This window comes from Bifidobacterium tibiigranuli, assembly GCF_009371885.1.
Taxonomy (GTDB): domain Bacteria; phylum Actinomycetota; class Actinomycetes; order Actinomycetales; family Bifidobacteriaceae; genus Bifidobacterium; species Bifidobacterium tibiigranuli.
On sequence record NZ_QLZA01000009.1, the window covers coordinates 151,830 to 173,589 of the forward strand.

Annotated in this window: 20 protein-coding genes and 1 pseudogene; 11 read left to right on the forward strand and 10 right to left on the reverse strand. The window is 56.4% G+C overall.

What is annotated here, in order from left to right; all coding sequences use genetic code 11:
• Window positions 1-97: 97 nt before the first annotated feature.
• Both DDF78_RS09105 and DDF78_RS09110 read left to right on the forward strand, forming a co-directional pair.
• Window positions 98-1,183: an NAD(P)-dependent alcohol dehydrogenase gene (locus tag DDF78_RS09105; protein WP_202613256.1), complete on the forward strand. Its 1,086-nt coding sequence runs from the start codon at window positions 98-100 to the stop codon at window positions 1,181-1,183.
• A 131-nt stretch (window positions 1,184-1,314) separates the two neighbouring features.
• Window positions 1,315-2,778 (forward strand): aspartate aminotransferase family protein, encoded by a 1,464-nt coding sequence (locus DDF78_RS09110; RefSeq protein WP_202613257.1) that lies wholly within the window; start codon window positions 1,315-1,317, stop codon window positions 2,776-2,778.
• A gap of 270 nt (window positions 2,779-3,048) precedes the next feature.
• Here DDF78_RS09110 and DDF78_RS09115 read toward each other — a convergent pair whose 3' ends face one another.
• The 4 genes from DDF78_RS09115 to DDF78_RS11755 all read right to left on the reverse strand — a co-directional run bounded on the left by DDF78_RS09115 (window position 3,049) and on the right by DDF78_RS11755 (window position 7,768).
• A complete protein-coding gene (locus DDF78_RS09115) occupies window positions 3,049-4,692 on the reverse strand; it encodes a multicopper oxidase domain-containing protein (protein ID WP_152580244.1) in 1,644 nt (547 codons plus the stop codon).
• Window positions 4,689-6,122 carry a hypothetical protein gene (locus tag DDF78_RS09120; protein ID WP_152580245.1) on the reverse strand — a complete coding sequence of 478 codons (1,434 nt, stop codon included), beginning with the start codon at window positions 6,120-6,122 and terminating at the stop codon, window positions 4,689-4,691. The genes DDF78_RS09115 and DDF78_RS09120 overlap by 4 nt, the downstream gene beginning before the upstream one ends.
• Window positions 6,119-7,285 (reverse strand): DUF8744 domain-containing protein, encoded by a 1,167-nt coding sequence (locus DDF78_RS09125; protein WP_152580246.1) that lies wholly within the window; start codon window positions 7,283-7,285, stop codon window positions 6,119-6,121. Before DDF78_RS09125 ends, DDF78_RS09120 begins: the two co-directional genes overlap by 4 nt.
• A gap of 201 nt (window positions 7,286-7,486) precedes the next feature.
• Entirely contained in the window at window positions 7,487-7,768 is a 282-nt protein-coding gene (locus DDF78_RS11755) for a hypothetical protein (protein WP_154677502.1), read from the reverse strand.
• A gap of 227 nt (window positions 7,769-7,995) precedes the next feature.
• Here DDF78_RS11755 and DDF78_RS11760 point away from each other — a divergent pair, with 227 nt between their 5' ends.
• On the forward strand, window positions 7,996-8,157 hold the full coding sequence (locus DDF78_RS11760) for a hypothetical protein (RefSeq protein ID WP_154677503.1): 162 nt from the start codon (window positions 7,996-7,998) through the stop codon (window positions 8,155-8,157).
• Window positions 8,158-8,256: 99 nt separating this feature from the next.
• Here the strand turns inward: DDF78_RS11760 and DDF78_RS09135 are convergent, their stop codons facing one another.
• Complete coding sequence (locus DDF78_RS09135; RefSeq protein WP_152580248.1) at window positions 8,257-9,684, reverse strand: MFS transporter; 1,428 nt, start codon at window positions 9,682-9,684, stop codon at window positions 8,257-8,259.
• An 88-nt stretch (window positions 9,685-9,772) separates the two neighbouring features.
• Here DDF78_RS09135 and DDF78_RS09140 point away from each other — a divergent pair, with 88 nt between their 5' ends.
• Window positions 9,773-10,561 carry an IclR family transcriptional regulator gene (locus tag DDF78_RS09140; protein ID WP_152580249.1) on the forward strand — a complete coding sequence of 263 codons (789 nt, stop codon included), beginning with the start codon at window positions 9,773-9,775 and terminating at the stop codon, window positions 10,559-10,561.
• A gap of 80 nt (window positions 10,562-10,641) precedes the next feature.
• Here DDF78_RS09140 and DDF78_RS09145 read toward each other — a convergent pair whose 3' ends face one another.
• From DDF78_RS09145 to DDF78_RS09165, 5 genes are all read right to left on the reverse strand, one after another.
• Window positions 10,642-12,012, reverse strand: coding sequence for an amidase (locus DDF78_RS09145; RefSeq protein WP_152580250.1), 1,371 nt, complete (start codon window positions 12,010-12,012; stop codon window positions 10,642-10,644).
• A 2-nt stretch (window positions 12,013-12,014) separates the two neighbouring features.
• Entirely contained in the window at window positions 12,015-12,239 is a 225-nt protein-coding gene (locus DDF78_RS09150; protein ID WP_152580251.1) for a hypothetical protein, read from the reverse strand.
• Window positions 12,240-12,241: 2 nt separating this feature from the next.
• Window positions 12,242-13,285 carry an ABC transporter substrate-binding protein gene (locus DDF78_RS09155; protein WP_152580252.1) on the reverse strand — a complete coding sequence of 348 codons (1,044 nt, stop codon included), beginning with the start codon at window positions 13,283-13,285 and terminating at the stop codon, window positions 12,242-12,244.
• A 134-nt stretch (window positions 13,286-13,419) separates the two neighbouring features.
• Complete coding sequence (locus tag DDF78_RS09160; protein WP_152580253.1) at window positions 13,420-14,184, reverse strand: ABC transporter permease; 765 nt, start codon at window positions 14,182-14,184, stop codon at window positions 13,420-13,422.
• On the reverse strand, window positions 14,181-15,008 hold the full coding sequence (locus DDF78_RS09165) for an ABC transporter ATP-binding protein (RefSeq protein WP_202613258.1): 828 nt from the start codon (window positions 15,006-15,008) through the stop codon (window positions 14,181-14,183). Before DDF78_RS09165 ends, DDF78_RS09160 begins: the two co-directional genes overlap by 4 nt.
• A gap of 807 nt (window positions 15,009-15,815) precedes the next feature.
• On the opposite strand from DDF78_RS09165, the gene DDF78_RS09170 reads away from it, so the two are divergent.
• The 7 genes and pseudogenes from DDF78_RS09170 to DDF78_RS09200 all read left to right on the forward strand — a co-directional run.
• Window positions 15,816-16,847: a LacI family DNA-binding transcriptional regulator gene (locus DDF78_RS09170; RefSeq protein ID WP_152580254.1), complete on the forward strand. Its 1,032-nt coding sequence runs from the start codon at window positions 15,816-15,818 to the stop codon at window positions 16,845-16,847.
• A 295-nt stretch (window positions 16,848-17,142) separates the two neighbouring features.
• Entirely contained in the window at window positions 17,143-18,465 is a 1,323-nt protein-coding gene (locus DDF78_RS09175; RefSeq protein ID WP_152580255.1) for a gluconate:proton symporter, read from the forward strand.
• A gap of 60 nt (window positions 18,466-18,525) precedes the next feature.
• Window positions 18,526-19,254: a sugar phosphate isomerase/epimerase family protein gene (locus DDF78_RS09180; protein ID WP_152580256.1), complete on the forward strand. Its 729-nt coding sequence runs from the start codon at window positions 18,526-18,528 to the stop codon at window positions 19,252-19,254.
• 49 nt (window positions 19,255-19,303) lie between these two features.
• Window positions 19,304-20,275, forward strand: coding sequence for a sugar kinase (locus DDF78_RS09185; protein WP_152580257.1), 972 nt, complete (start codon window positions 19,304-19,306; stop codon window positions 20,273-20,275).
• Window positions 20,272-20,883: an orotidine 5'-phosphate decarboxylase / HUMPS family protein gene (locus DDF78_RS09190; protein WP_152580258.1), complete on the forward strand. Its 612-nt coding sequence runs from the start codon at window positions 20,272-20,274 to the stop codon at window positions 20,881-20,883. Before DDF78_RS09185 ends, DDF78_RS09190 begins: the two co-directional genes overlap by 4 nt.
• On the forward strand, window positions 20,880-21,422 hold the full coding sequence (hxlB, locus tag DDF78_RS09195; RefSeq protein WP_152580259.1) for a 6-phospho-3-hexuloisomerase: 543 nt from the start codon (window positions 20,880-20,882) through the stop codon (window positions 21,420-21,422). Before DDF78_RS09190 ends, hxlB begins: the two co-directional genes overlap by 4 nt.
• 221 nt (window positions 21,423-21,643) lie before the next feature.
• Window positions 21,644-21,760 (forward strand): annotated as a pseudogene (locus tag DDF78_RS09200) (inositol-3-phosphate synthase); the annotation flags it as partial.

Sequence of the window (21,760 nt, forward strand, 5' to 3'; positions counted from 1 at the left end):
AGCGCACACAAGGTGCGAACACAAGGTGCGAACGCAGCGTGCGAATGCAACGTGCGAATGCAACGTGTAAACACTGTGAAACGAAAGGAATGCCGCTATGACGTATTCAGCATGGTCGATTATGGTCGATGACCCGAACGGGTTGTTCCACGAAGGCGAAGTGCAGCGCAGGGACGTCGGTCCTGATGATGTGAAGATCAGCATCGAATTCTGCGGAATCTGCCATTCCGATCTGCATCAGGTGTCAGGCGATTGGCCGGGTTCGATTTTCCCCATGGTGCCGGGCCATGAAATCGTCGGCGTCATCGAAGAGGTCGGAAGCGCAGCCGCGCAGAATTTCGCCGTTGGGCAGCGCGTGGGCGTGGGATGCTTCGTCGGATCGTGTGGCCAATGTGACGCTTGCCGTTCGGGCCACGAGCAGTTCTGCGAAAAGGGTCAGATCTCCACCTACAACGCCATGGACTATGAGGGCAACCCGACATACGGCGGCTACAGCCGCTCGATGACGGTGGACTCCCGATACGTCATCCGCATTCCGGACGCGCTGGACTCCGCGCACGCCGCGCCCCTGCTGTGCGCAGGCGTGACGCTGTTCGCGCCGATGGAGCGCTGGGGCGTGGAGGAAGGCACCACGCTGGCGGTCATCGGCATGGGCGGCATAGGCCATATCGGCGTGCAGATGGGGCAGAGCCGAGGGGCGAACGTGACCGTCATCGGCAGAACCGATTCCAAAAAAGCGGATGCGATGCGTTTTGGGGCGAGCAGATTCCTCACCGTCGACCAGCTGCGCGCCGACCCGAAGCTGCAAGGCTCCTTTGATGTCATCCTCAACACCACGGCCGGTTCCAATGACGTCGACCTGTATCTCTCCCTGCTCACCGTGGATGGCGTGTACGTGCCGCTCGGGCTTGGGGACGAGCAGCTCTCCTTCGCTCCTTCGAGTCTGTTCTGGAACAACCGCGTCATCGCCGGCTCGCTTATCGGCGGCGTCGGCCTCAATCAGAAGTCGATCTCATACTGCGCCGCGGAAGGCATAGCGCCGCAGATCGAGATTGTGCCCGGAACCGCCGAGGCGGTGAATGACGCGTATGCGCGGCTCAAGCGCTCCGACGTGCGTTACCGCTTCGTCATCGACATGAGGGTGCCGTCCCCGGATGCGGCTGCGGAATATCCTGAGAACTAGTCGCATAGCTGTGTAGTTGCATAGCATAGGCCGCGCGCGGCATGCGCCAGAGCAGGAGCAGCGCGAGCGGTCAGTGCTCAGTGGCCACATGGTCACTGAGACGAACACCCATAACGAAAGGCAGAACAAGTATGACCGGTGAAGCCGTGTCCCCAGCTTCGCAGGAAGCGCACGAATCCATTACGCCCAGCGCACCCGCTACGTTCTTTACGCCCGTCGCCTCCACTATGACGACGGCGACGACGCAGGGTGAGGGCCGCAGCGCCAATCCGAGTCCTGCGGATTCGTCGCCGGCGGCGGGAAGCCCGAACCGCGTGACGGCGACTTCGCCGCTCGTCAAACGCAGAATCGACACCATCGGCCCCTATTCGCCGCTGTTCTATCGCAAGCCGCTTGAAATCGTGAGCGCGCAAGGGGTTTGGATGGTGGATTCCAAGCATCGCCGGTATCTGGACGCCTACAACAACGTCCCGCATGTGGGGCACAGCAATCCGAGGGTGCGGGAGGCCGTCACCAAGGCGCTGAGCGAGGTGAATGTCAACAGCCGATACATCACGCGCAAGCCCATTGAGTACGCGGAGCGGCTGCTTTCGTTCTTCCCTGATGAGCTCGACCGCATGTTCTTCGTCAATTCGGGTTCGGAGGCGAACGAGCTGGCCCTGCGCATCGCCAGCCAAAGCACGCATCATACAGGCGTGCTGATTTCCGACTTCTCCTATCACGGCAATACCACGGCGCTGGCGCGGCTGACGACCGGCCTGGAAGTGGCGGAGGACTTCGCGCCGTACGCCCGGGCGATTCGCATACCCGACGTGCCGCAATGCTCGAGCGACGGTCAGGCGGATGAGATCGTTGCGCAGGCGCTGCGCAGCGTGGACGAGGCCATAGCGTCGCTCAACGATGAAGGATACGGCGTCAGCTGCCTGCTCATCGACCCCTCCTTCTCCACCGAAGGCATGCCGTACCCCAGCGCGGCCTACATCCAAGGACTCGTCGAGCGGGTTCATGCCGCAGGAGGCCTGTACATCGCCGACGAAGTGCAGTCCGGATTCGGCAGAATGGGATCCACCATGTGGGGGTTCGAGCAGTACGCGCCCGAGCCGGATCTCGTCACGATGGGCAAGCCGATGGGCAACGGGCTGCCGATCGGAGCCGTGGTCCTTCCTAACGGCCGCCTTGAGGAATTCGCCAGCAGGAACCAGTACTTCAACACCTTCGCCACCTCGGCCGTGCCTTGCGCTGCTGCCTCGGCGGTGCTGGACGAGATGCGCGACAACGACCTGCGCACGCAATCGTTCGAAGTGGGCACGCGGCTGAACGCTGCGCTCGCCCAGCTGCAGGACCGGCACCAGTGCATTCGCTCCGTGCGCGGAAGCGGCCTGTACATCGCAGTCGAAGTGAGCGACGACTCTGATGCGCCCGGCGACTTCGCGGGCAGGATCTGCGAGCATATGAAGGATCACGGCGTGCTGCACGGGCGCGTCGGCCGGCTCGACAACGTGCTGAAGGTCAGGCCGCCGCTGGTGTTCACCGACGAGCACGCCGCCCTGCTGGTCGCAGCCCTCGATCAAGTGCTGGACGAGGTTGAGGGGTAGGTGTGGTCGTAGGGGGCGCACTGCCCCTTTCGTGACGCTCCTGCACGGTAAGAGTCACAAAAGGGGCACCGGGCGCTCGTTACTGCCCCTTTTGTGACGCTGAGCTGCTGCAAAAGGCACAAAAGGGGCAGTGCGCCCGGGTTCGTATGCACAAGTCGGGTGTCTTGTTCGGGCGGATAGCGATTTCCGATCGCGTACAATGGCCCCTCGTATGGGTTACTTGGCCGACTTGTGCGCGTCGGCTCGGGCGTGTCCGCCCGTGAGACATGTTCACGAAACGTCGAGTGTGCCGTGGGCGCCTTTTTCGGCGAGAGACATCTCGTGGTTGACGATTGAATAATGACCGGGTTCGGTGGGGGTGAACTCGACGAAGCCGCCCTGCGCGGGGAGCAGCGGCAGTTCTTGGGCGCCGGATGTGCCGGATTCATTGGGGGCGCTGGGTGTGCTGGACTCGCCTGAGTTTGAGCCCGTTCCCGAGCCTGTGCCCACTCCTGAACTTCCATCGAAACCGTTGCGAATGCTATAGGCACCTTCCGTCCACACGGTGTCGAACTGGGTGCCGACGACGTGGAAGGCCCAGGATTCGTTCGGTCCGGCGTTCAGCACCCAGATGCGGATGCGCTGGCCTGCCGAGGCTTGCAGCGGGTGGACATCGTATTGGAATGGCCTGCCGTTGAACGCCATGAGGTCGGGCGTACGATTGGCGATTTTCGTAGCGTCGGCGGGCTTGCCTTTCGCGCCGAGATAGAGCTCCGACTGGATGAGCACATAAGAATGGTCGACCGGCGGCAGATTCTTCGGCTCGATGACGACCGCGCCGAACATGCCGTTGGCGATATGGTTCGACATGGGCGCGGTCGAGCAGTGGTACATCCACACGCCTGCCCTAGCCGCGGTGAAGGAATATCGCAAAGATTGCCCTGGCGCGATGGTGCGCATGGGCTGGTCGGGGGCGACCGTTCCAGCGTGGAAGTCAATCGAATGGCCCATGCTGCCCTTGTTTACCAGCGTGACATTGAAGGTGTCGCCGACCCGGCCATGCAGCACCGGCCCGGGCGTCGAGCCGTTGTAAGTCCAGATTCGGCGCGTGACGCCGCTGGCGAGCTGCTGCGTGTGCTCGGTGACGGTGAGCGTGACGTTGTGCACCGTGCCCGATTCCAACGCGGGCAGTTCGGCGGGGTAGGGCTGCCCCGCTTTGGCCTGTTGCTTGAGCGCTGCTGCGCCGGGAGTCGGGTCGTCGGCGGCTGTTGCGTTGCTGCCGGAATTGTTACCCACTGCGTTGGTTCCTGCATTGTTTTCGGTGCCGTTCGCGCCATCCGCGGCACTGCTTCCGGCTGCCTTCACGCTCAGGCTCATGCCCATTTCGCGATGCCCGGCCAGCGAACACCAGCCCTGCATATCGCCCGCGACGATGCCGACATCGAGATTGTGCCGCGCACCCGGCGCGAGCGTGGGCGCAGACGCGCCGTTGGAAAACACGAGATCGTGGCTTTGCGTGTCGTCATTGACGAACACGACGCGCAGCCGATCCCCAACATGCACCTGAATTACGTTGGGCACATAGGTCATGTCCTTGGCGCGAATCGTCGCCCTGACGGTTTTCCCTGTCGGCGTCACCTGCGTGGCTGCGGACGATGGTCCTGCTGAGGCTGCGGTCGTAGCGCCGATATTGCCCGGAGCCGACGTGCCGGCTGCCAGACTTGGGCGAATCAGGATGGCGGCGACGGTGAGGCACACCACCGCAATTGCGCCCGCGACCAACCCGCCCAAATACCGTGCCGGCGATGCCGACTCGCCTGGAAGTGCTCGCGGTCCGTGGGGGCGGGTGTTGTGTGGTTGATTGGGTGTGGCAGTGTTGGATGCGCCGGCGTTGGGTGTGCCGGTGCTGTCATTATTATCGTGCGATGCGTTCATGCGACTGCGCTCCGATCATGTGAAGGTTGCTGTGCGGTGGTGCCAGTGGTGCCGGCTGTTGCGGTGCCGGCTGCGACAGCGGCGGCTCGTTTGCTCCGCGACTGGCGGATGCCGGCGACCGCGAATAATGCGATATCGACAACGTACGTAGCCAGCACAAGCGCCCACCATACGCGCTGCAACAGGCCGGCTCCAGACGCGAAATTTGTGAGGCCGAGCAGTAGCAAGGCGGTGTTGCGGATGGCAAAATGCACCGGCCACGCCGTTTCCAGCGCCTGCATGCCCTCGCGCATGATGGCCGGGCCACCGCCGATGACCACGGGCATCAGATAGGTCAGCGCAGCGATGAAAATCTGCGCCAATCCGCCACCGCCCAGCAGTGGCAGCATGGGCAGGTTTGCGGCGCGCAAGGCGCTGATATCCGTGGCGAACAAGGCGCGAAAGGCGATAGCGACCAGCACAATGGCAGACCATATGATTCCGGCGGCCATCGACCATGTGGCCAGGCTGCGTGGCGGGCGCTGTCGTGCGCAACGCAGCAGCGGAACCGCGATGCCATAGCCGGCGGTACCGGCGAATCCCAGCAATCCCGCGCCAATCCCGATGCCGTTGCCCGCAGCGTCGCTGACGACGACGACCAAAAGCGTGGCCGCCAGCACGGGCAAGGCTCGCTGCGCTGCGGCGGGGGCATCCGGGCCAATACGCGCTCGCAGCATCGTGGGTCCAAGCGACACCAGGGTTCCGGCGATTGACAGTCCGACCCATCCGGCGGCGGCGGCGAGCGCGTGCGCCACGGTCAGAGCGTCGCGGCTGCGCACCAGCCAGGCTGCCGGATGCGTGCCGAGCATCGCTTCGACCACGAATCCGGCCAGCACGCATGCCACAATAAGGAATCCCGTCGCGGCTGTGTAAAAGCGAATCACGACGGCGAATCGCGCTTGCGATGTCTTGCGCGCGACTAGCAGCAAATCCGCACCATGCCACGCGAGTATGGCGATGACAGCGGCATCACAGACGATTGCCGCCGGCGCCGAACCCAGCCATATGGCGGCAAACAACGCGACCAACACGACATTGAACGCCAGTGCACGAATCACATTATTCACACCCGCGTGCCGGTCACCGGCTGGCAAGTGCAGCAGCGTGCGCGCGAAGAACCACGACCACTGCAGAATGCCGTTCGTCAGCACGCCCAGCGCGATCACATGCACCATAGTCCACAAGGGCTTGGGCAGTTTGCCCGCAGCAAACAGGCCAATCGCGAGCAGCGCCACGGCAGCCACCATCCACGCGGTCGCGTACCGGTCGGCGCGTGCGCGCGAGACGATGGTGCGGGTGTTGCGGATGGGGGTGTTGCGGGTGCAGCTGGCGTCCTGAGCGTGGTCGTGGTCGGCACCGGCGTTGACACTTTTCTTTGGATTAGCGCTCATTTTTCGTTGACTTTCTTCGCATTCCTGCGCTTCCGCCCGCCAAACACGACCAGCGACACTAATGTGACCATCATCGCCAGCACGGCGACGACGTCGAGCACATCGCCGAAACGCCATGCCGTAACTGATTGGCGGAAACCAGCGATGATGCGAATCAGCAGGCCGGCTTGCAGCAGACCCCAAACCGCCCATAATGCGGGATGATACGGCAGCGGGCGATGCACGATGGCCGGCATGATGATCGGCGCGTGCGCGATCACCATCGAGAGCACGAATCCGATGGTGATCGCGTGCACGCACAGGTCGTAGAGGTAGCCGTTCGCGCCGGGCTCGCCCACCAGAATCCATGCGACGGCCGCCGCCGAAGCCCATGCATAGCCGGCCAGCATGCACGCTGCCATGAATCGCGTCGCGCCTTTGCTGCGTATCGTGTGCCGGGCGATGTCATGCGTGGCCAGGTCGCCGATCATCACCAGCAGCGCCGCGCCCAGCAACGGATAGCCGATTGTCGGCGATAGCAATGTGATCGGCAGCGCGATAAACAGCACTGTGCTTTCCGCAAGAATACGACGTTCGGCACCGGCTCCCAGCGACAGCCGGGCGAGGTCGAGGCGTTCGCCGCAAATCGTCAGCACCAGCAGCGCCATCCACCACGGGAATATCTGCGCAATGGTCAGCCCCCGCGCCCACAGCGCCATGCCGCACAGGCCTGCGAGCGAAGCCAGCAGCTGAATCACTAGCGCCGGGGCGAACTGGGCGCGCAGCATCACGGCATACATCGCCGTCAGTGCTATCATGGCCGCGCACCACGCCGCTGAGGCCAAAATGCGTGGCGAGTTTTCCAGTGATATTGATGTCAGCAGCGGTATTGATTGCGCCGCGCTGGGCAACAGTATGCCCGCAATCAGCAGAATGGCTCCGAGCGCACCGGCCGCCGGCGCGATATACCCCCACCATGAATGCCTGACCACCGAACGCAGCGCCACCGCGCGTTCCAGCGCGATCACCGTCCCTAGAAATCCGTAGATCATCAGCGGCCCATGCGCGTCGACCAGCCCGACGCCGGCGACCGGAGCCTCCAGCCCCACGCGCAACAGCGCCGCGTCCAGCCCGGTCAGCAGCGTGACCCCGGCGCAGACCAGCAGCGCCAGTCGCCACGGCATATGGCGCTGGGGGTGGAGGTGCGATGATTGTCGTTGCGAGAGAGAGCGTTGCGACGATTGACGTGGCGTGTGTGTGGGATTATTTTCGAGCTGTATGCTCGGCCTGTCAGAGTTCCGTCTTTCGTCGGTCTGCTCGTCCACAGTCGGTTCCCCAGTGGCCATCGCTCATCACCTATCCCTTCATGCGGAAGCGTCGGTACCTCATGCAAACCCACAGGTATAGCTTCGCTCAAGCTCCACGGCATTATAGGCATCCTGCATCAGGAAAAGGAAGGGTGGTGGGTGGGGAAGCAGATGCTGAGACTGTTGGAAAGATAGCGCGAAAAGGATGCCGACACCGAGCTGATCAATCTGACGCTTAGGGTGAAAATATTGCAATTTCGTATACGAAATAAGAATAAAGTGACGGTTTGCATGGCAGAATACAGCCGCGAGTATTGCAGAAACGCCCTTGGCTTGATGAACGGGAGTTTTTGGCAACATGGTGCGATGCCGCGAGAACGCTGCCGCGCTATGGAGAGTATGAACCGGATCAGATGATGGCTGTTGGCTGGGCTTGGCATGGCAGGCTCGCCGAACTCATTACATACGCTGGCATGGCAGACGCTGAATGGAACATATTTCATGTGGCGCCGGCGAGAAAGAAATCCTTAGGTGAGATGGGCTTCAACGATACGCAGATACGTCAGCTTTTAGGAAGGAGATGACTAATGGAAGACTACAAGGCAAAAGGTGGAATCGAGATCATCAACGACATGATTGACCAGCGGGACGAGAACGCCAAGAAGGGCATGTACCACGGCACTCTCGGCGAGCTTGATGTTCATAAGTCCCTCGGCCGACCGCCGCTGTATAGCCCATGGTACCGGTGACAGTCCGCATGCCCGGCAGCGAGGCAGATGCGCTGCGTGTCATCGCCAGCAAACGCGGAGTGAGCGGGCAAATTCGTGTAGTGGCCGAAATCAGTCATCTCACTCCATCGGATGTATGCGAAAACGGTAGATGGAATCGACGATGAATGTCAGCAGCCCAATGCCGATGATTGCAATCATGAGAATGAGGATCGAATCAATGGGCACAAGAGCGCTATGTAATGCGTGAAAAGCAATAGGGGTTGAAATTGCAGCTCCTATGAACTGCGACGTTCGGAAGAGACCTGTAGCCTGGCCCAAATCCTCAGGGCGAACACGGCGATTAAGCTCAAGCTGATTCCCCATATTATTGAATCCGGAAGGCAATCCGAGCAGGAATGTTGCTGCATACAGCAACAGCGTCTGCTTGGTCATGAATGCCAATGTCGATAACGCGGCAGAGAGAATGAGCAGGCTGCAGCCGACGGTTCGCATAGTTCGAGGCTGCCATGAGCCTGCTCTCGATGCAGCGAATCGTGTTGTTATCACGCCCGCAATGAAATTGGGCAGCAGCACGAATCCGGACCGCATCGCATCCATGCCTCCTGATTGTCCGGCCCACTGTGGGATGCCGTAGAACACCAGATAAAATGCGACATTGACAATTATAGTACGCAGATAAATGTATAGGACGACAGGATTCGAGCGTAAGAAGAGGAAATCCATGAATGGATGTGTCGCATGCAGTTCATGCCAATAAAACCAAAGGAATCCTGCCCCTGCCAGAATCAGGCCGCATATAATGCGAGGTGTGGCTGTTCCTAATAACGCATAGAGCAAAGCTATGAGGCTGAGGCAAAACAGCATGATGCCTGGTACGTCAATGATTTCTATTTCTGTTAGTCGTCTGCCTGATCCCTGAGTTCTTTCCTGCTTGGCAGACGGAAAATCCTGTACTTCTGCATTCCTTTTCGATTGCGTCTCGGGTACGGAACGCGTCCATAGATACGCGTTGCATACCAGTGGAATATTGATCCAGAAAATCCACTGCCAGCCGAGCGTGGTTACGATGAAGCCTCCTAACGCCGGCCCAATGGCTGCTGAAACTTGGCCCAGCATAGAGATGATTCCTACGGCGGTAGAGGAACTCGAATGCTGCATCCGAGCGACTGCTACAACAATGGTGATTGCCGTGGGTATTTGTGCCGCGGTGCCGATACCGATTAATGCCCTTGCCGCGACGAGGCTCCATATATTTGGAGACAGCGGCCCTAACAAGCTTGCAATAAGAGTAATCAGCAGCCCAATGCGGTAAAGTTTTTTCGCTCCATAAAGATCGGATAGATGACCGAATGCAGGCGAACTCACCGCTGCCGTGAAATAGAGTGCGCTTATCAGCCATGGCGCTGCAGTGTTGTCATTGAAATCCGTGCTGATATCGGTTAGCGCTACGGCGATCATTGACGAGTTGAGTCCCTGCAGCAGCGTTCCCATACCGAGACGCCATCCGGCACTTTGGGGTGAGGTCTCGGTCGAAAGCGAGGTCATAGCTGTTCCTTTACCTGTCTACTGATGCGTAACATGTCGTTGACTACAGTTGATACGGCTAATCACGTTTCTGTGAGGGAGATCCGCCATGGTTGATGAACACAATGCAGACAGTGCTCTTAGTGCAAGGAAAGGACCTTCTTCGACCATCGAACGTGTAATCATGACCTACTTGGCTCTGGTTCATGCCAACGGCCAGATTGGAGTGAAAGACATTGCTGATCAGCTTGCGGTCAGTCCGACTGTCGTGCATCGAATACTGCGTTATTTTCTCTCCTACGATCTTGCCGAAAGGGATCCCAATACTCGTAAGTACGCGCTCGGAAGCAAGACTTACGGCATCGGAGAAACCAAAAGGATGTCGAACATACTGTACAATTGCGCACGACCGTACATGGAATACCTTTACGAGCTGACTAAGGAGACTGTGACGTTGTGTCAGCGTTTCGGATTCCACAACGTGTATATCGGACAGATTGAAAGTACTCAGGAAATCCATATTTCAGTTCCCCTCGGAGTCAATATTCCTCTGACGGTTGGAGCAAACGGATTGTGTCAGCTTGCATATCTGGATGAAGACAGCATCGACCTTATTATGAAGATTCCAAGACGCAAAGTGACTGGGCAAACCGTGGCCGATGAGAATGCGATTCGGAGTCGATTAAAACAGATTCGTGCCAACGGGTACTCGTTCACTTCTGGGGAACGGGTACCCTTAAGCGCATCGATTGCCGTTCCAATTTTTTCGGGGCAGCAGCGAAGTCCAATCGGTGCAATCAGCGTGGCGTTCATTGATTCGCGCTTCTCTGATTTTGATGAAACAGGTCTGGCCAGCGAAATAAAGCAAATCGGTCGTCTCATCGAGCGCAAGCTCTGAACACGAGTTGCAACCCGATAGTGTATCAGCGGAGACTACCATTCTGTTGCGGCGGTGGACAAAATATCGTCCTAGGACAATTAGGGCAAACGTTTGTGAAATTCCGACAATTGCTGATACCGTTTGGCTAATCCTAAAGCGGTGTCCTCGCGATGTGCCGGAGCGATGACTTGCATGCCTATAGGCAACCCGTCCTGATCGAATCCTATGGGGATGCTCATCGCCGGCACGCCAGACATGCTTGGGATTGCCGTATATTTCATATTGCCCGAAAGCGTGCTCACGGTCGAGCCGTCGCTGATAGGGACGCTCGTCGCACCAATGTGCGGTGCAGTGAAAGGCAATGTGGGCGTAAGTACTACGTCGACTTGGCGAAACAGCTGTTCCATCTCTTGGCGGAAGCGTAAACGGAATCTTTGCGCCTGCACATACTCCACGCCTGTCAGATCGCATCCAGCGCGGAGTCTTGAGAGCACGTCCGCACCATAATCATCCGCATGGTCACGCATCAGCTGATAGTGCGCAGCGCTCGGTTCGACGGCATCGACAACGAGTTGCGCGTTGACGACCTCCTCTACACCAGGCAGTGGCAGCACCACAAGTTCTGCTCCATGTTTCTGCAGCAAGGCGAGCGCATCTTCAAAAGCCGTACGGACTGCAGCCTGCAATCCCGTAATGGCATAATCCTTAATAATGCCGATGCGGAGACCTGTCAGATTCGAGGGCCTAACGGGCGTAAACGAATGAAGCTTCCCTTTCATGACCGCGAGCAGCATCTCCACGTCTTCGGCATTCGAACAGAGCGGTCCGACGGTGTCCATCGTCCAAGCGACAGGGAAGATGCCGTCAATGCTGAGGTCTCCGAGCGTCGGTCGGATTCCGCATACGCCATCCATGGCGGCGGGCAAACGAATGGAGCCTCCCGTGTCGGTTCCGAGCGCTGCGCACACCATTCGTTTGGCTACTGCGATTCCTGATCCTCCGGAACTGCCCGCAGGAATGCGCGATTCATCCCAAGGGTTTTTCGCCACGCCGTAATGGGGGTTCGAGGTGGTTCCTCCCCAGGCAAATTCGTGCAGATTGGTCTTGCCGACGATGATTGCGCCCGCTGCCTTGAGACGATTAACGACTAGAGCATCCTGGGAAACCTGGTGTCCGCCGAAAATCGATGATCCGTAAGTAGTGGCTCCTTGGGTATCGTCGATGTTGTCTTTCACGGCGATGGGAATGCCTTGCAATGGTCCCAGATCGTACCCATTGCCCAGCAATGACTGCTGTGCCTTTGCCGCTTGTCTGGATTCTTTGGAGAATATGCTGATGAACGCGTGAAGATCGTTGCCGCGCTCAATGGATTGCAGTGATTCTTCCACCAAATCCGTGATCTTGAACTGATCATGTCTCAGTCCGACGGCAAGTTCAGCAATGGTATATGATGCGATGCGATTCTCCATCTTCAGCTCCTTTGATTGCTGCTTGCATCGGTTTCATTGAATCCGTCTTGAACGGAAATGATCATTCCATCCTGATAACTGACCCAGTGTGACACGTAGTCGGACAACTCCTCGGCTTTATCTTTCCAGATCTTGGACACTCCTGCCGAATCCTCGTTGAGCGGCGTCTTGAAGTGGTCAGGTTCCCCTGACGTACTGCGGACGTCATTAATTGTTCCAGTGCCCATACTTACTTCTTCCCGGCTGTTTCGGCAAAGGAGGCGTCTACGTTCGTTGCGTAGCTGGTGCTTTTAGTGTTCAATCCGTCGACGTTCTTGATGAATGACTGAATTGTCATACTGTTCTTCCAGGCTTCCTTGCTTACCAACGCATGCTCTGGATATGCCTTCATTTCGATTGCATGAGTGACTGCGTTTTTCACGATGGATTTGTCCATATCGGGGAATTCCTTCTCCCCGACCTGCACTGCACCGTCGGGGTTGTCGTAGATATAGCGACAGGCTTTTTCGAACGCATTCACCACTGCTTGGGTTTCGTTCTTGTGGGCGTCGACATATTTCTTTGTGGAAGTCAACGACGAAAATGCGTAGGGTGACCACCCTGAATCACTCGGGAATGAATACACCTCATGAAGCCCTTGCTCCATAGTGGCTTTGCTGGCATTCGGTTCGGCGACCACCGCGTAATCCGCCTGTCCCGCAGCGACAGCTGCAAGCTCGTTGCCAATCGATACGTTGACAAGTTCAACGTTTTTCAAATGATTTTTCGCGATGAGATAGGTCATGAAGGCCCAAGTGGAATCGGGTTCAGGACTCACTATCACCTTCTTGCCTTCCAGCGCAGTGAGATTATCGGTCAACTTGGTGCTGTTTGTGCCGACGATATATTCTGCGGGCGCATTCATGACACCGGCAACTATGACTCCATCGCCGCCGTTCATATGTGACTTGGGAGAAAACACCGGATCCTGAATCGAGAAGTCAGCTGATCCTCCGAGCACAGCTGAGAAGGAAGCCGACCCACTGCCGCCGGTATCGAGGGTGACCGATAAGTTTTCGCTTTTGAAGTACCCTTGGTCGATTGCCACGTACAGTGGCAAATATGTCAGAGTCTTTACCGCTTGGTTGATGCGGACACTCATGCTGTTTGGCGAACCCGATGGAGATTTGGACCCATCGGCTGCATCGATGGCGGAGCTGCCGCAACCTGAAAGTGTGAGACCGACACCAGCAATTAGGGCGGTCAGAGCTGGTATGAGTTTACGATGTTTCATTGTTTTGCCTTATCTATTCTTGTGGATTTGATGTTGAATAATCGGTGACGGATTGAGTGAAAATGAGCAAGCTTTTTATTGAGGTGTTGTCGTAGCCGTATTTGGTTCCTGTTCTGTGTAGCGATTGGGGGAATTTATGTGAAGTGTCGATGCTTCAAAATGCGGTCAATCAGCGCGATAACCATGTTGAATACCAGCACCATGAGCATGACCAGCACAATCCCTGCGAGCACCTCTCCAATTTCGAAGCTGGCGCCCGCGACGACGATCATGTGCCCGACGCCTGCGTTAGCTGAAATAAACTCGCCGACTATGGCGCCGACCAAGGCGAACCCGACATTCAATTTGAGACTGACCATAAGCCAAGGGGTGCTAGCTGGAATTATGAGCTTTCTAAATGTTTGGAATTTGGTTGCGCGGAAAGATCGGAACAGCTCCAGCTGGTCTTTATCTACCTTCTCTGTTCCCTGATAGGCATTGATGAGTGCCACGACAATGCAGGAAAAAGCTGCGACGACGACTTTAGAGCGGAATCCGGTGCCGAACCATATAATGAGCATCGGAGCGACGGCAAGAACGGGGATTGATCCCAGCGCCGCGATAAATGGCTTGGTGAGATCGGCAACGAACCGTGAAAACCAGAGCAGAAGCCCAAGGGCGGATCCGCCGATGGCTCCGACAAGATAGCCTACAAGCGTCTCGTAGGCAGTCACCTGAACATTGAGCATCAGCGTGCCGCGATGAAACTGGGCAATCAGGATGGTGACGATATTGCTCGGCGACGAAAACAGGAATGTGTTGATGAGACCGTATCGTGCGCCAAGCTCCCACCCTCCAAGAAACAGTATGAGAATGGCGATCTGCAGAGTAAGAATCCCGGTGGCTCGCTTTCGATTCATTTTGTTCCCCGTTCTACAGTCTTCCAGATCCGTTCGTAGTATGTGTTGAATTCAGGGGACAGTCTCCGTTCGTTAATATTATTGGAGTCGCAACTCAGATTGATCTTGAGTTCATCTACGATTTCACCGGGATGAGATTTTAGAATGTAAACGCGGTCGGACAGGGTGACTGCCTCTTCGATGTCATGAGTAACAAAAATGACAGTTTGCTTTGCTGTTTTCACATGTTCGAGGAGTTCGCTTTCGAGTTCGATTTTGAGTGGATAGTCGAGAGCCTTGTAAGCTTCATCCATGAGAAGGATCTCTGGCTCCATAAGCATGGCGCGCATGAGGGCTGCACGCTGGCGCATGCCTCCAGAAAGCTGATCGGGGTAGCTTTGTTCGTATCCGTGAAGATGATAGGTGTCGAACAGTGCCTCGACTTTGTTCTCGTACGTTTTGGTGCTGTGCGACAGCTCGGGGCCGAGCATGACGTTTTTCCTGATGGTGCGCCAGGGAAGCAGCAGATCTTTTTGGAGCACATACCCGATATTTTTGGACGGTTCTCCTGTGGTTTCCTTGTAATCGACCACTACGCTTCCTGCTGTGGGTTGGAGCAGGCCTGCAACAATATTGAACAATGTGCTTTTGCCGCAGCCTGAGGGCCCGACGAATGTGATGAATTCCTGCTCGTAGGCGTGGAACGAGACGTCGTGCAGCACTTCCGGACCATCGTCACCATACGACATGCTAACGGAAAACACTTCAAGCACTTTATTTCGTTCATCGGAATTTGATGACATCTCTGGAGATGAATCAACTGCATCGAGAGTATTAGCTGGCAAACTTTCCCTCCTTTCGTTTTAAGTGTTGTTACACACTTTGTTTGGTAAAAGAAAGGATGAAGGATTATCATGAAATACCAATATCGCAGGAATTACATGTCTGTAACGACAGTAAAGAGTAAGAAAACAAATTTCGTTAAACGGAATTTATTATAAGTTGTACATCCTAAGCTTGCTCTGAGGGCACATAGGCGGCGGGTGATGTTAAGCAGATCTTGGGAAGCGTCCAATAGTTATTTCGATGCTTGCTATTTTTCAGAATACTTTTCAAACAACAGATGGTTTAATGGCGGTCCGTATGGCATGCAGAAATTATCTGCATGGATAGGGTCGACCGTTTTGATATGATCGGTTCATTGATAACGGTTACTTGTGGCGCAAAACGGCGATCCGCGTAAGGAGCCCGTAGCTTTGCTGCAGAGTTCCTTGCCTTGCAGAGCTGAAGATTGTATTCTCCGTGACACAGGCTTGGGCGCCATCTACCGATTAGGTATGACGGCCTACATACACGCTGATACGGCTTCCGCCCACTTGTTTCCGTTCGCTGCCGCGACTTTCTTACGATACTCACCCATCAGCCTATTAACAATCTCATCACTTGCTAGGCCGACCATCATCGACCGGCTGTTGATGGGCATGCTTTGCAATGAACAGCTGTTTGACGGGGCCGTCGAGGACGGAGCCAGTTCTATCGCTCGTGCAGCCCGCAAAACCGACGCAGGCATTATGCCTGATAACGAAGTGGGGTATGGTCATGACAGAATGATTGTTGTGCGCAGGATAAGAACAGGCGAGGTGTGTTGAACCATGGGGAAAAAGGTGGGCATCGCGGATGTCGCGCGTGCTGTAGGGGTGTCGAAAACCACGGTTTCGCGATATCTGCATGGGGATTTTACTTCCATGTCGTCCGATACGCGCGTGCGCATCCAGCAGACGATCGGTTCCCTTGGATATCGTCCCAACAAGCTTGCACAGGGATTGAAGTCGCGGAGCAGCCACAGCATCGGCGTCACGATAGCGGATATCGGCAACCCGTTCAGCTCGTTGCTGCTCAAGGGCGTGCAGGCTGAGTGCCGTGCGCGCCATATTCAGCTCCTCGTGTGCGATTCGACGAATAGTCAGGATATTGAATTGCATAACGTGGAGTCGCTTATTGATGCACAGGTCGATGGCGTCATCATCAACACAGTTGGCGGCGACGCGGCCCGCGCCGCGCAATATGGTCAAATTGTTGGTCGCACGCCTGCGGTTCTGCTGGATAGAACGATTCCGGGCGCGGCATTCGACACGGTGTGCACCAACAATGGGCAAATCACCCGCGCGATGATGGAACACCTTGAGCATCAGGGCTTCACCTATATTGCATATGTGACGCATGACGTGCAGAATATCTCAACCAGAACCCGGCGATTGAATACTGTTGCGCAGTTTTTGCGTGGGCGCAGCATCGGCGGCGAGGCGCTGATATATTCAGCGGATTCTGACGATCTGGGGCAGCGGATACGGGCATTGCTTGATAAACATCTCGATGAGCGAGTCTGCTTGTTCGCCAACAATGAGGAAAGCCTCGCCGATGTCTTGGATGCGCTCGCGGCGTGCAATGGCATCGAGCGTTCCCGCATAGGGGTATGTGCATTCGCCAGTGAGAATAACGCGCGGTTCTTTGGGCATGGGATAACCTGCATCGATCAGAATCCGCTGAGCATGGGGAGGCAGGCTATGCTGGCGCTTGCGTCCCGCGCCTATGACGGCGAGCAAGGCGAGCCTCGGTATATGGAGATTGAGGCGACGTTGCACATTCACCATTCCACGGATAATAACGCTGCCGTGTTGCGCTAGCCGCATTTTCAAACGATAAACGCCGGGCAGTTGCCCGAATGCAAGAAAAGTCCTATAGTAGTTTATCGTTAAACGAAACCGATTAACTAAATCGATTCACCTCATCTCAAAGGAGAGATCTTATGAGTAGTGAATATGCAACCAATCGAGGCGGCAGCAGCTATGGTGCTCTGTGCAGGGTGCTCTGTGCAGTCCTCTTCATTTCGAATTGCATGACACGCGACGCAGTATGCGGCATGGGGTGTGCATTGATGCATGCGATGCGTCAATGCGCATGCGTTTAAAAGAGCGGGCAATGGGATCGATTATCATCTGCATTCTGCTTGCGGTAACGTTTATTGGCTTCATTGTGTTCGCCATGAGGGGCGGAAGCCTTACGGTGAGTTTCTTCGCCATGGCAGTGCTCTGGACTGGGATATATTTTCTCGCAGCGGCCTTCGGCCTCGCCAAGCCATTCAACTTCATATCCGATATCTTCTCGACTCCGGCGCTCAACTACGGCGGAACCGCAGTGCAGATTATCTTCGGCGCCTGGTTCGGAAGGGTGCTCGTAGACACTGGCATCGCCGCTGGAATCAGCAGGCTGGTAGTGCGCGCCGGCAAAGATAGATCCGTCATCGCGACGATACTGATTGCTCTGGTGACATGCCTGATATTCTCCAGCGCCTACGGAGTCGGTTCGGCGGTGGCTATCGGCTCGATACTATTTCCGATCATGGCGTCCATAGGCGTGCCCAAGAAGATAGCGGTGCCGGTCTTCACCCTGTCCATCGGCGCGGCGATGTGGATCAATAGCGTGCTCTTCGTGCAGTTCCAGCCCTTCTTCCAAGGCTACAAGTCTCCGGACGGCAGTGTAGTTGAATGGGGAGCGCATTACCTGCGCTTCGGCACGGCAGCCATGGCCATCCAGATGATCGGCATCATCGTATTCATTTTGGTGAACCGCAAAGCCATCCGCAACGGCCAGCCATACGAGGTGGCAGGAGCCGTCGGCGAGCGCGACTGGCCGAAAGTGCCGGCGATCACCTACGTGCTTCCCGTCTTACCAGCGACGCTCAGCATTGTCCTCAACTGGCCTGCGGTGCCCGCGCTGCTGCTGTCCACGCTGCTCGCCTTCGCGCTTACGGGCGGGATGAAAACGCTCAAGGGCTTCATCGAAGAGCTGGGAACGACCGCCAAAACGGCGATCGGAGATATCGGCGGACTGCTGATCCTGCTGTTCTGCCTGACGATGTTCCAGGCCAGCGCGATCAAGGTGGTGGGCGTCATCACGCCGTTGCTTGCGCACGTTATACCCAACAATGAGATGATCCTGGTGGTCGTCGTGCTTATTCTTGCTCCGTTGGCGCTTTTCCGCGGACCGCTCGAACTCTATGGCGCCGGCGCTGCGACCGTCACCTTGCTGCTTGGGCTGGGCACATTCAATGCATGGTTCCTGTACGCGCTGATGGTGATTCCTTCGATGATCGGAATCTCGTCGTGCTTCACGCAGTCCTGGAACGCATGGTCATTGGAATACAGCGGTCTTGACGCGAAGACCTTCCTGCTGAAAGGGGTCCCTGTGGCATGGATCAGCTCGGTGTTCATTATGGGGGCCGCCGCTGTGCTCTTGTTCTGACATGCGACATCATTCATAATCCATCACATTTCCATCTGTAGATTAAGTAAGGAACATATCATGCATATATTAGGGATCAACACTTTGGTATACCAATCCCAACTGAGTCAGGAGAGGCGACAGTCAACACTGGTCAATGAGATCGCACGGCTCGTCACCTTGGTCGAAGTGCGGCGGGAGTTCATCCGCGATCAGGTTGAGCTGAAGGCGATTCATGATGCAGTGGAGCAGCATCATATGCAGCTGTTCTATTCTGTGCCGGAATCGATCGCTATGAACGGGTCGGCGCATCCGCAGCTTGAGACCTTCCTCGAAGAGGCATCGGCGATGGGCGCGGCAAGGGTCAAATTCAATCAGGGTGACATCAAGGACTGCAGCGCGGAAGTCATTGCGGATATTGACGCCAAAGCAGCTGAACGCAAGCTGGCGCTCACTATTGAAAACGATCAGACCCCGGAGAACGGCACCCTTGACGAAACGACCCAGGCGCTTGCGCGCCTTCGCGATTGCGGCAGCCGTATCGGGTACACTTTCGATCTCGGCAACTGGTTCTGGCAAGGCGGCGATCCAGTGGCCGCTTTTGAGGCATTGTCTTCGTACATCACCGACTTCCATCTCAAAAACATCTCAGGCCCGGTCGATCCCGAGACCACCATGCTTGAGGACGGCGTCATTCCTTGGCGTCAGCTGGTGGCTAAGCTGCCTGATTCGACGCCAGTGCTTTTGGAATTCCCGATTGCGCCGGAACAGGTCAGCGGGCAAGTCGATATAGCCAAGCGGGGGATATAGCGGTGAGGTCGGTCTGCATCGCCATGCAGCACTGGGAAAGGAATCAATAATGAGTGAGATACTGACAATTGGGGAACCAATGGTTATGTTTCTGGATGACACGGCGGAAGTCTTTGCGGAAGCAAGGCGTCTGCCGCGGAAAATGGCTGGTGCCGAGCTCAACGTAGCGCTAGGGGCGCGACGTCTGGAGCATAGCGTTGGCTATATCACCCAGCTTGGCGACGACTGGCAGGGCAACGCCATCCGTGACTTTATGGCTGAGCAAGGCATTGATACTTCGCATATTCTCACCGCCGAACAGGCGTCCACTGGATTCCAGGTGAAAGTCATCCTCGCAGACGGCGAATCCCGCGTGGTGTATTTCCGCGAAGGATCCGCGGCGTCGAAGATGTCTGCGCGGTCGTTGTTCAGTCTTCATCTGGGCGATTTCAAGATTCTGCATATCACCGGTATCTTCCCTGCGCTTTCAGACGGCAACTATGATCTGGCGCAAGGGCTCATCGAGGCTGCACATCAGCGGGGGAGCCTGGTTACTTTCGATCCCAATCCTCGACCGACCCTATGGAAAAGCCAGGAGGAGATGATTGCGGCGACGAATCGGCTTGCTTTCGTCAGCGACATTGTCATGCCAGGGCATTCGGAGGGCGTGCTGTTCACTGGACGCAGCGACCCTCAGGATATCGCCAGCTTCTATCTGGATAAGGGAGTCTCGAAAGTCATCATCAAGCTCGGTGAATCAGGTTCGGCCCTATTCGAGCACGATGAGCATGGTCATATATCGCGCACGGTCATGCCAAGCTTCATAGTGAAAACCGTAGACGTCATCGGTGCTGGTGACGGCTTTGCATCCGGCATCCTCACAGGCCTGCTGGAAGGATTTGACAACGAGCGCCTGTTGGAACGCGCCAACGCCATCGGCGCGCTGCAGGTCACGAATCTCAGTGATAACGAGGGGTTGCCCACCAGACAGCAGCTTGAAGCATTCATTCGCGATACGCCAAGAAAGGATATCTCATTATGAAATTGCAAGTGGCCATTGACCGTGTGGATATGCAGCGCGCGCAGCGGCTCATCCACGAGGTCGAACACGATGCCGACCTGATCGAGATCGGGACTTCGCTGACCAAGGAATTCGGCCTGGTCGAGCTGCAAAGGCTCAAGAGTCAAGCTCCCCTGCTTGGCGATATCAAGACATGCGATGAGGGTGCTTATGAGTTCAAGCTTGGTTTTGCAAGCGGATTCCAATACCTCACTGTTATGGGCAGCTCGTCGATGGGGACATTGGAAACATGCGCCAAAATCACAGCTGAGCAGCATGGCGGAATGATGATCGATCTGCTCGAATGCGATGATGCGCGTATATCCCGCATATCTGGCTTCTCTGAGGCCATCTATTGCCTGCATATGTCAAAGGACAGCGGGTCGATGGACGACCCGGTCGGGCAGATACGTTCATTCAGACAACGCTTTCCGCAAATTGCGCATATCGCAATCGCGGGAGGAATCAAACAACACCAGCTACAGGCAATCAGCAAGGAAGGAATCGACATTGTCATCATGGGATCGGCGATAACTGGTGCCGACGATATACAGCAAACATGCCATCAGTGCAAAGGAGAAATACAATGAGGATTCTTGATCAGATCACCGAGGAAATCCAAGGCGTCATGGCTTTGGTCGACGAGGACAAACTCGCTGAGGTGTCGACGCATATCACCAAGGACAAGAGGGTGTATGCGGACGGCGAAGGACGGAGCGGGTTCCAAGCAAGGAGCTTTGCCATGCGTCTGATGCACATCGGCTACACTAGCTACATGATGGGCGAAACCATCACGCCCTCCGTTCACGAGGGTGATGTGTTTCTGGCCATCTCAGGTTCAGGCAAGACGAAGAACACGGTAAGCGACGCGACTGCTGCAAAGTCTGTGGGGGCGATGATCATCGCCGTGACCTCCAAGCCGGATTCGCCATTAGGCACGTTGGCCGATTACACGATTATCGTGCCGGGGCGAGTGAAGAACGATGACTCGGTGAAATCGATCCAATTGCTCAGTTCGCTTTTCGACCAGTGCGTGCATATCACCTTGGATGCGCTGTGCCTGATGTTGTCTCGCAGGGATCACACGAGCGATCAGGAGGCCAGCAGGAATCACAGCAATATCGAGTAGGCTGCCACGCGGCAACGGCGCCTGGCTGCCGCATTGCGTAGACGTGTCGTACGGGTAACGCTGTACGAACGGCAACAAGTAATGAAGTACACGGTTTCGTGGATTCACGAGATGGGTGAGCAGGCTCGTGAATCCACGGGACATCACAGCTGAACCACCGTTGAGGACAGCTAGGACAGTCGACGGTATATCAATCGATACATTTTTCCTAAGGAGTTAATATGAGCATTCGCGTAGCAATCGCCGGCGTAGGCAACTGCGCCTCGTCGCTGGTGCAGGGCGTCGAATATTACAAGGATACTGCCGATGATGACAAGATCCCCGGACTGATGCACAAC

Bases quoted from the DNA above. Each gene is read 5' to 3' on its own strand.
- DDF78_RS09150 (WP_152580251.1), bottom strand. From the start codon at position 12,239: ATGGGCACTGGAACAATTAATGACGTCCGCAGTACGTCAGGGGAACCT.
- DDF78_RS11760 (WP_154677503.1), top strand. From the start codon at position 7,996: ATGGAAGACTACAAGGCAAAAGGTGGAATCGAGATCATCAACGACATG.
- DDF78_RS09190 (WP_152580258.1), top strand. From the start codon at position 20,272: ATGAAATTGCAAGTGGCCATTGACCGTGTGGATATGCAGCGCGCGCAG.
- DDF78_RS09110 (WP_202613257.1), top strand. From the start codon at position 1,315: ATGACCGGTGAAGCCGTGTCCCCAGCTTCGCAGGAAGCGCACGAATCC.
- DDF78_RS09170 (WP_152580254.1), top strand. From the start codon at position 15,816: ATGGGGAAAAAGGTGGGCATCGCGGATGTCGCGCGTGCTGTAGGGGTG.
- hxlB (WP_152580259.1), top strand. From the start codon at position 20,880: ATGAGGATTCTTGATCAGATCACCGAGGAAATCCAAGGCGTCATGGCT.
- DDF78_RS09185 (WP_152580257.1), top strand. From the start codon at position 19,304: ATGAGTGAGATACTGACAATTGGGGAACCAATGGTTATGTTTCTGGAT.
- DDF78_RS09135 (WP_152580248.1), bottom strand. From the start codon at position 9,684: ATGACCTCGCTTTCGACCGAGACCTCACCCCAAAGTGCCGGATGGCGT.
- DDF78_RS09120 (WP_152580245.1), bottom strand. From the start codon at position 6,122: ATGAGCGCTAATCCAAAGAAAAGTGTCAACGCCGGTGCCGACCACGAC.
- DDF78_RS09155 (WP_152580252.1), bottom strand. From the start codon at position 13,285: ATGAAACATCGTAAACTCATACCAGCTCTGACCGCCCTAATTGCTGGT.
- DDF78_RS09160 (WP_152580253.1), bottom strand. From the start codon at position 14,184: ATGAATCGAAAGCGAGCCACCGGGATTCTTACTCTGCAGATCGCCATT.
- DDF78_RS09140 (WP_152580249.1), top strand. From the start codon at position 9,773: ATGGTTGATGAACACAATGCAGACAGTGCTCTTAGTGCAAGGAAAGGA.
- DDF78_RS09180 (WP_152580256.1), top strand. From the start codon at position 18,526: ATGCATATATTAGGGATCAACACTTTGGTATACCAATCCCAACTGAGT.
- DDF78_RS09145 (WP_152580250.1), bottom strand. From the start codon at position 12,012: ATGGAGAATCGCATCGCATCATATACCATTGCTGAACTTGCCGTCGGA.
- DDF78_RS09125 (WP_152580246.1), bottom strand. From the start codon at position 7,285: ATGCCGTGGCGACTGGCGCTGCTGGTCTGCGCCGGGGTCACGCTGCTG.
- DDF78_RS11755 (WP_154677502.1), bottom strand. From the start codon at position 7,768: ATGTTGCCAAAAACTCCCGTTCATCAAGCCAAGGGCGTTTCTGCAATA.
- DDF78_RS09115 (WP_152580244.1), bottom strand. From the start codon at position 4,692: ATGAACGCATCGCACGATAATAATGACAGCACCGGCACACCCAACGCC.
- DDF78_RS09175 (WP_152580255.1), top strand. From the start codon at position 17,143: ATGGGATCGATTATCATCTGCATTCTGCTTGCGGTAACGTTTATTGGC.
- DDF78_RS09105 (WP_202613256.1), top strand. From the start codon at position 98: ATGACGTATTCAGCATGGTCGATTATGGTCGATGACCCGAACGGGTTG.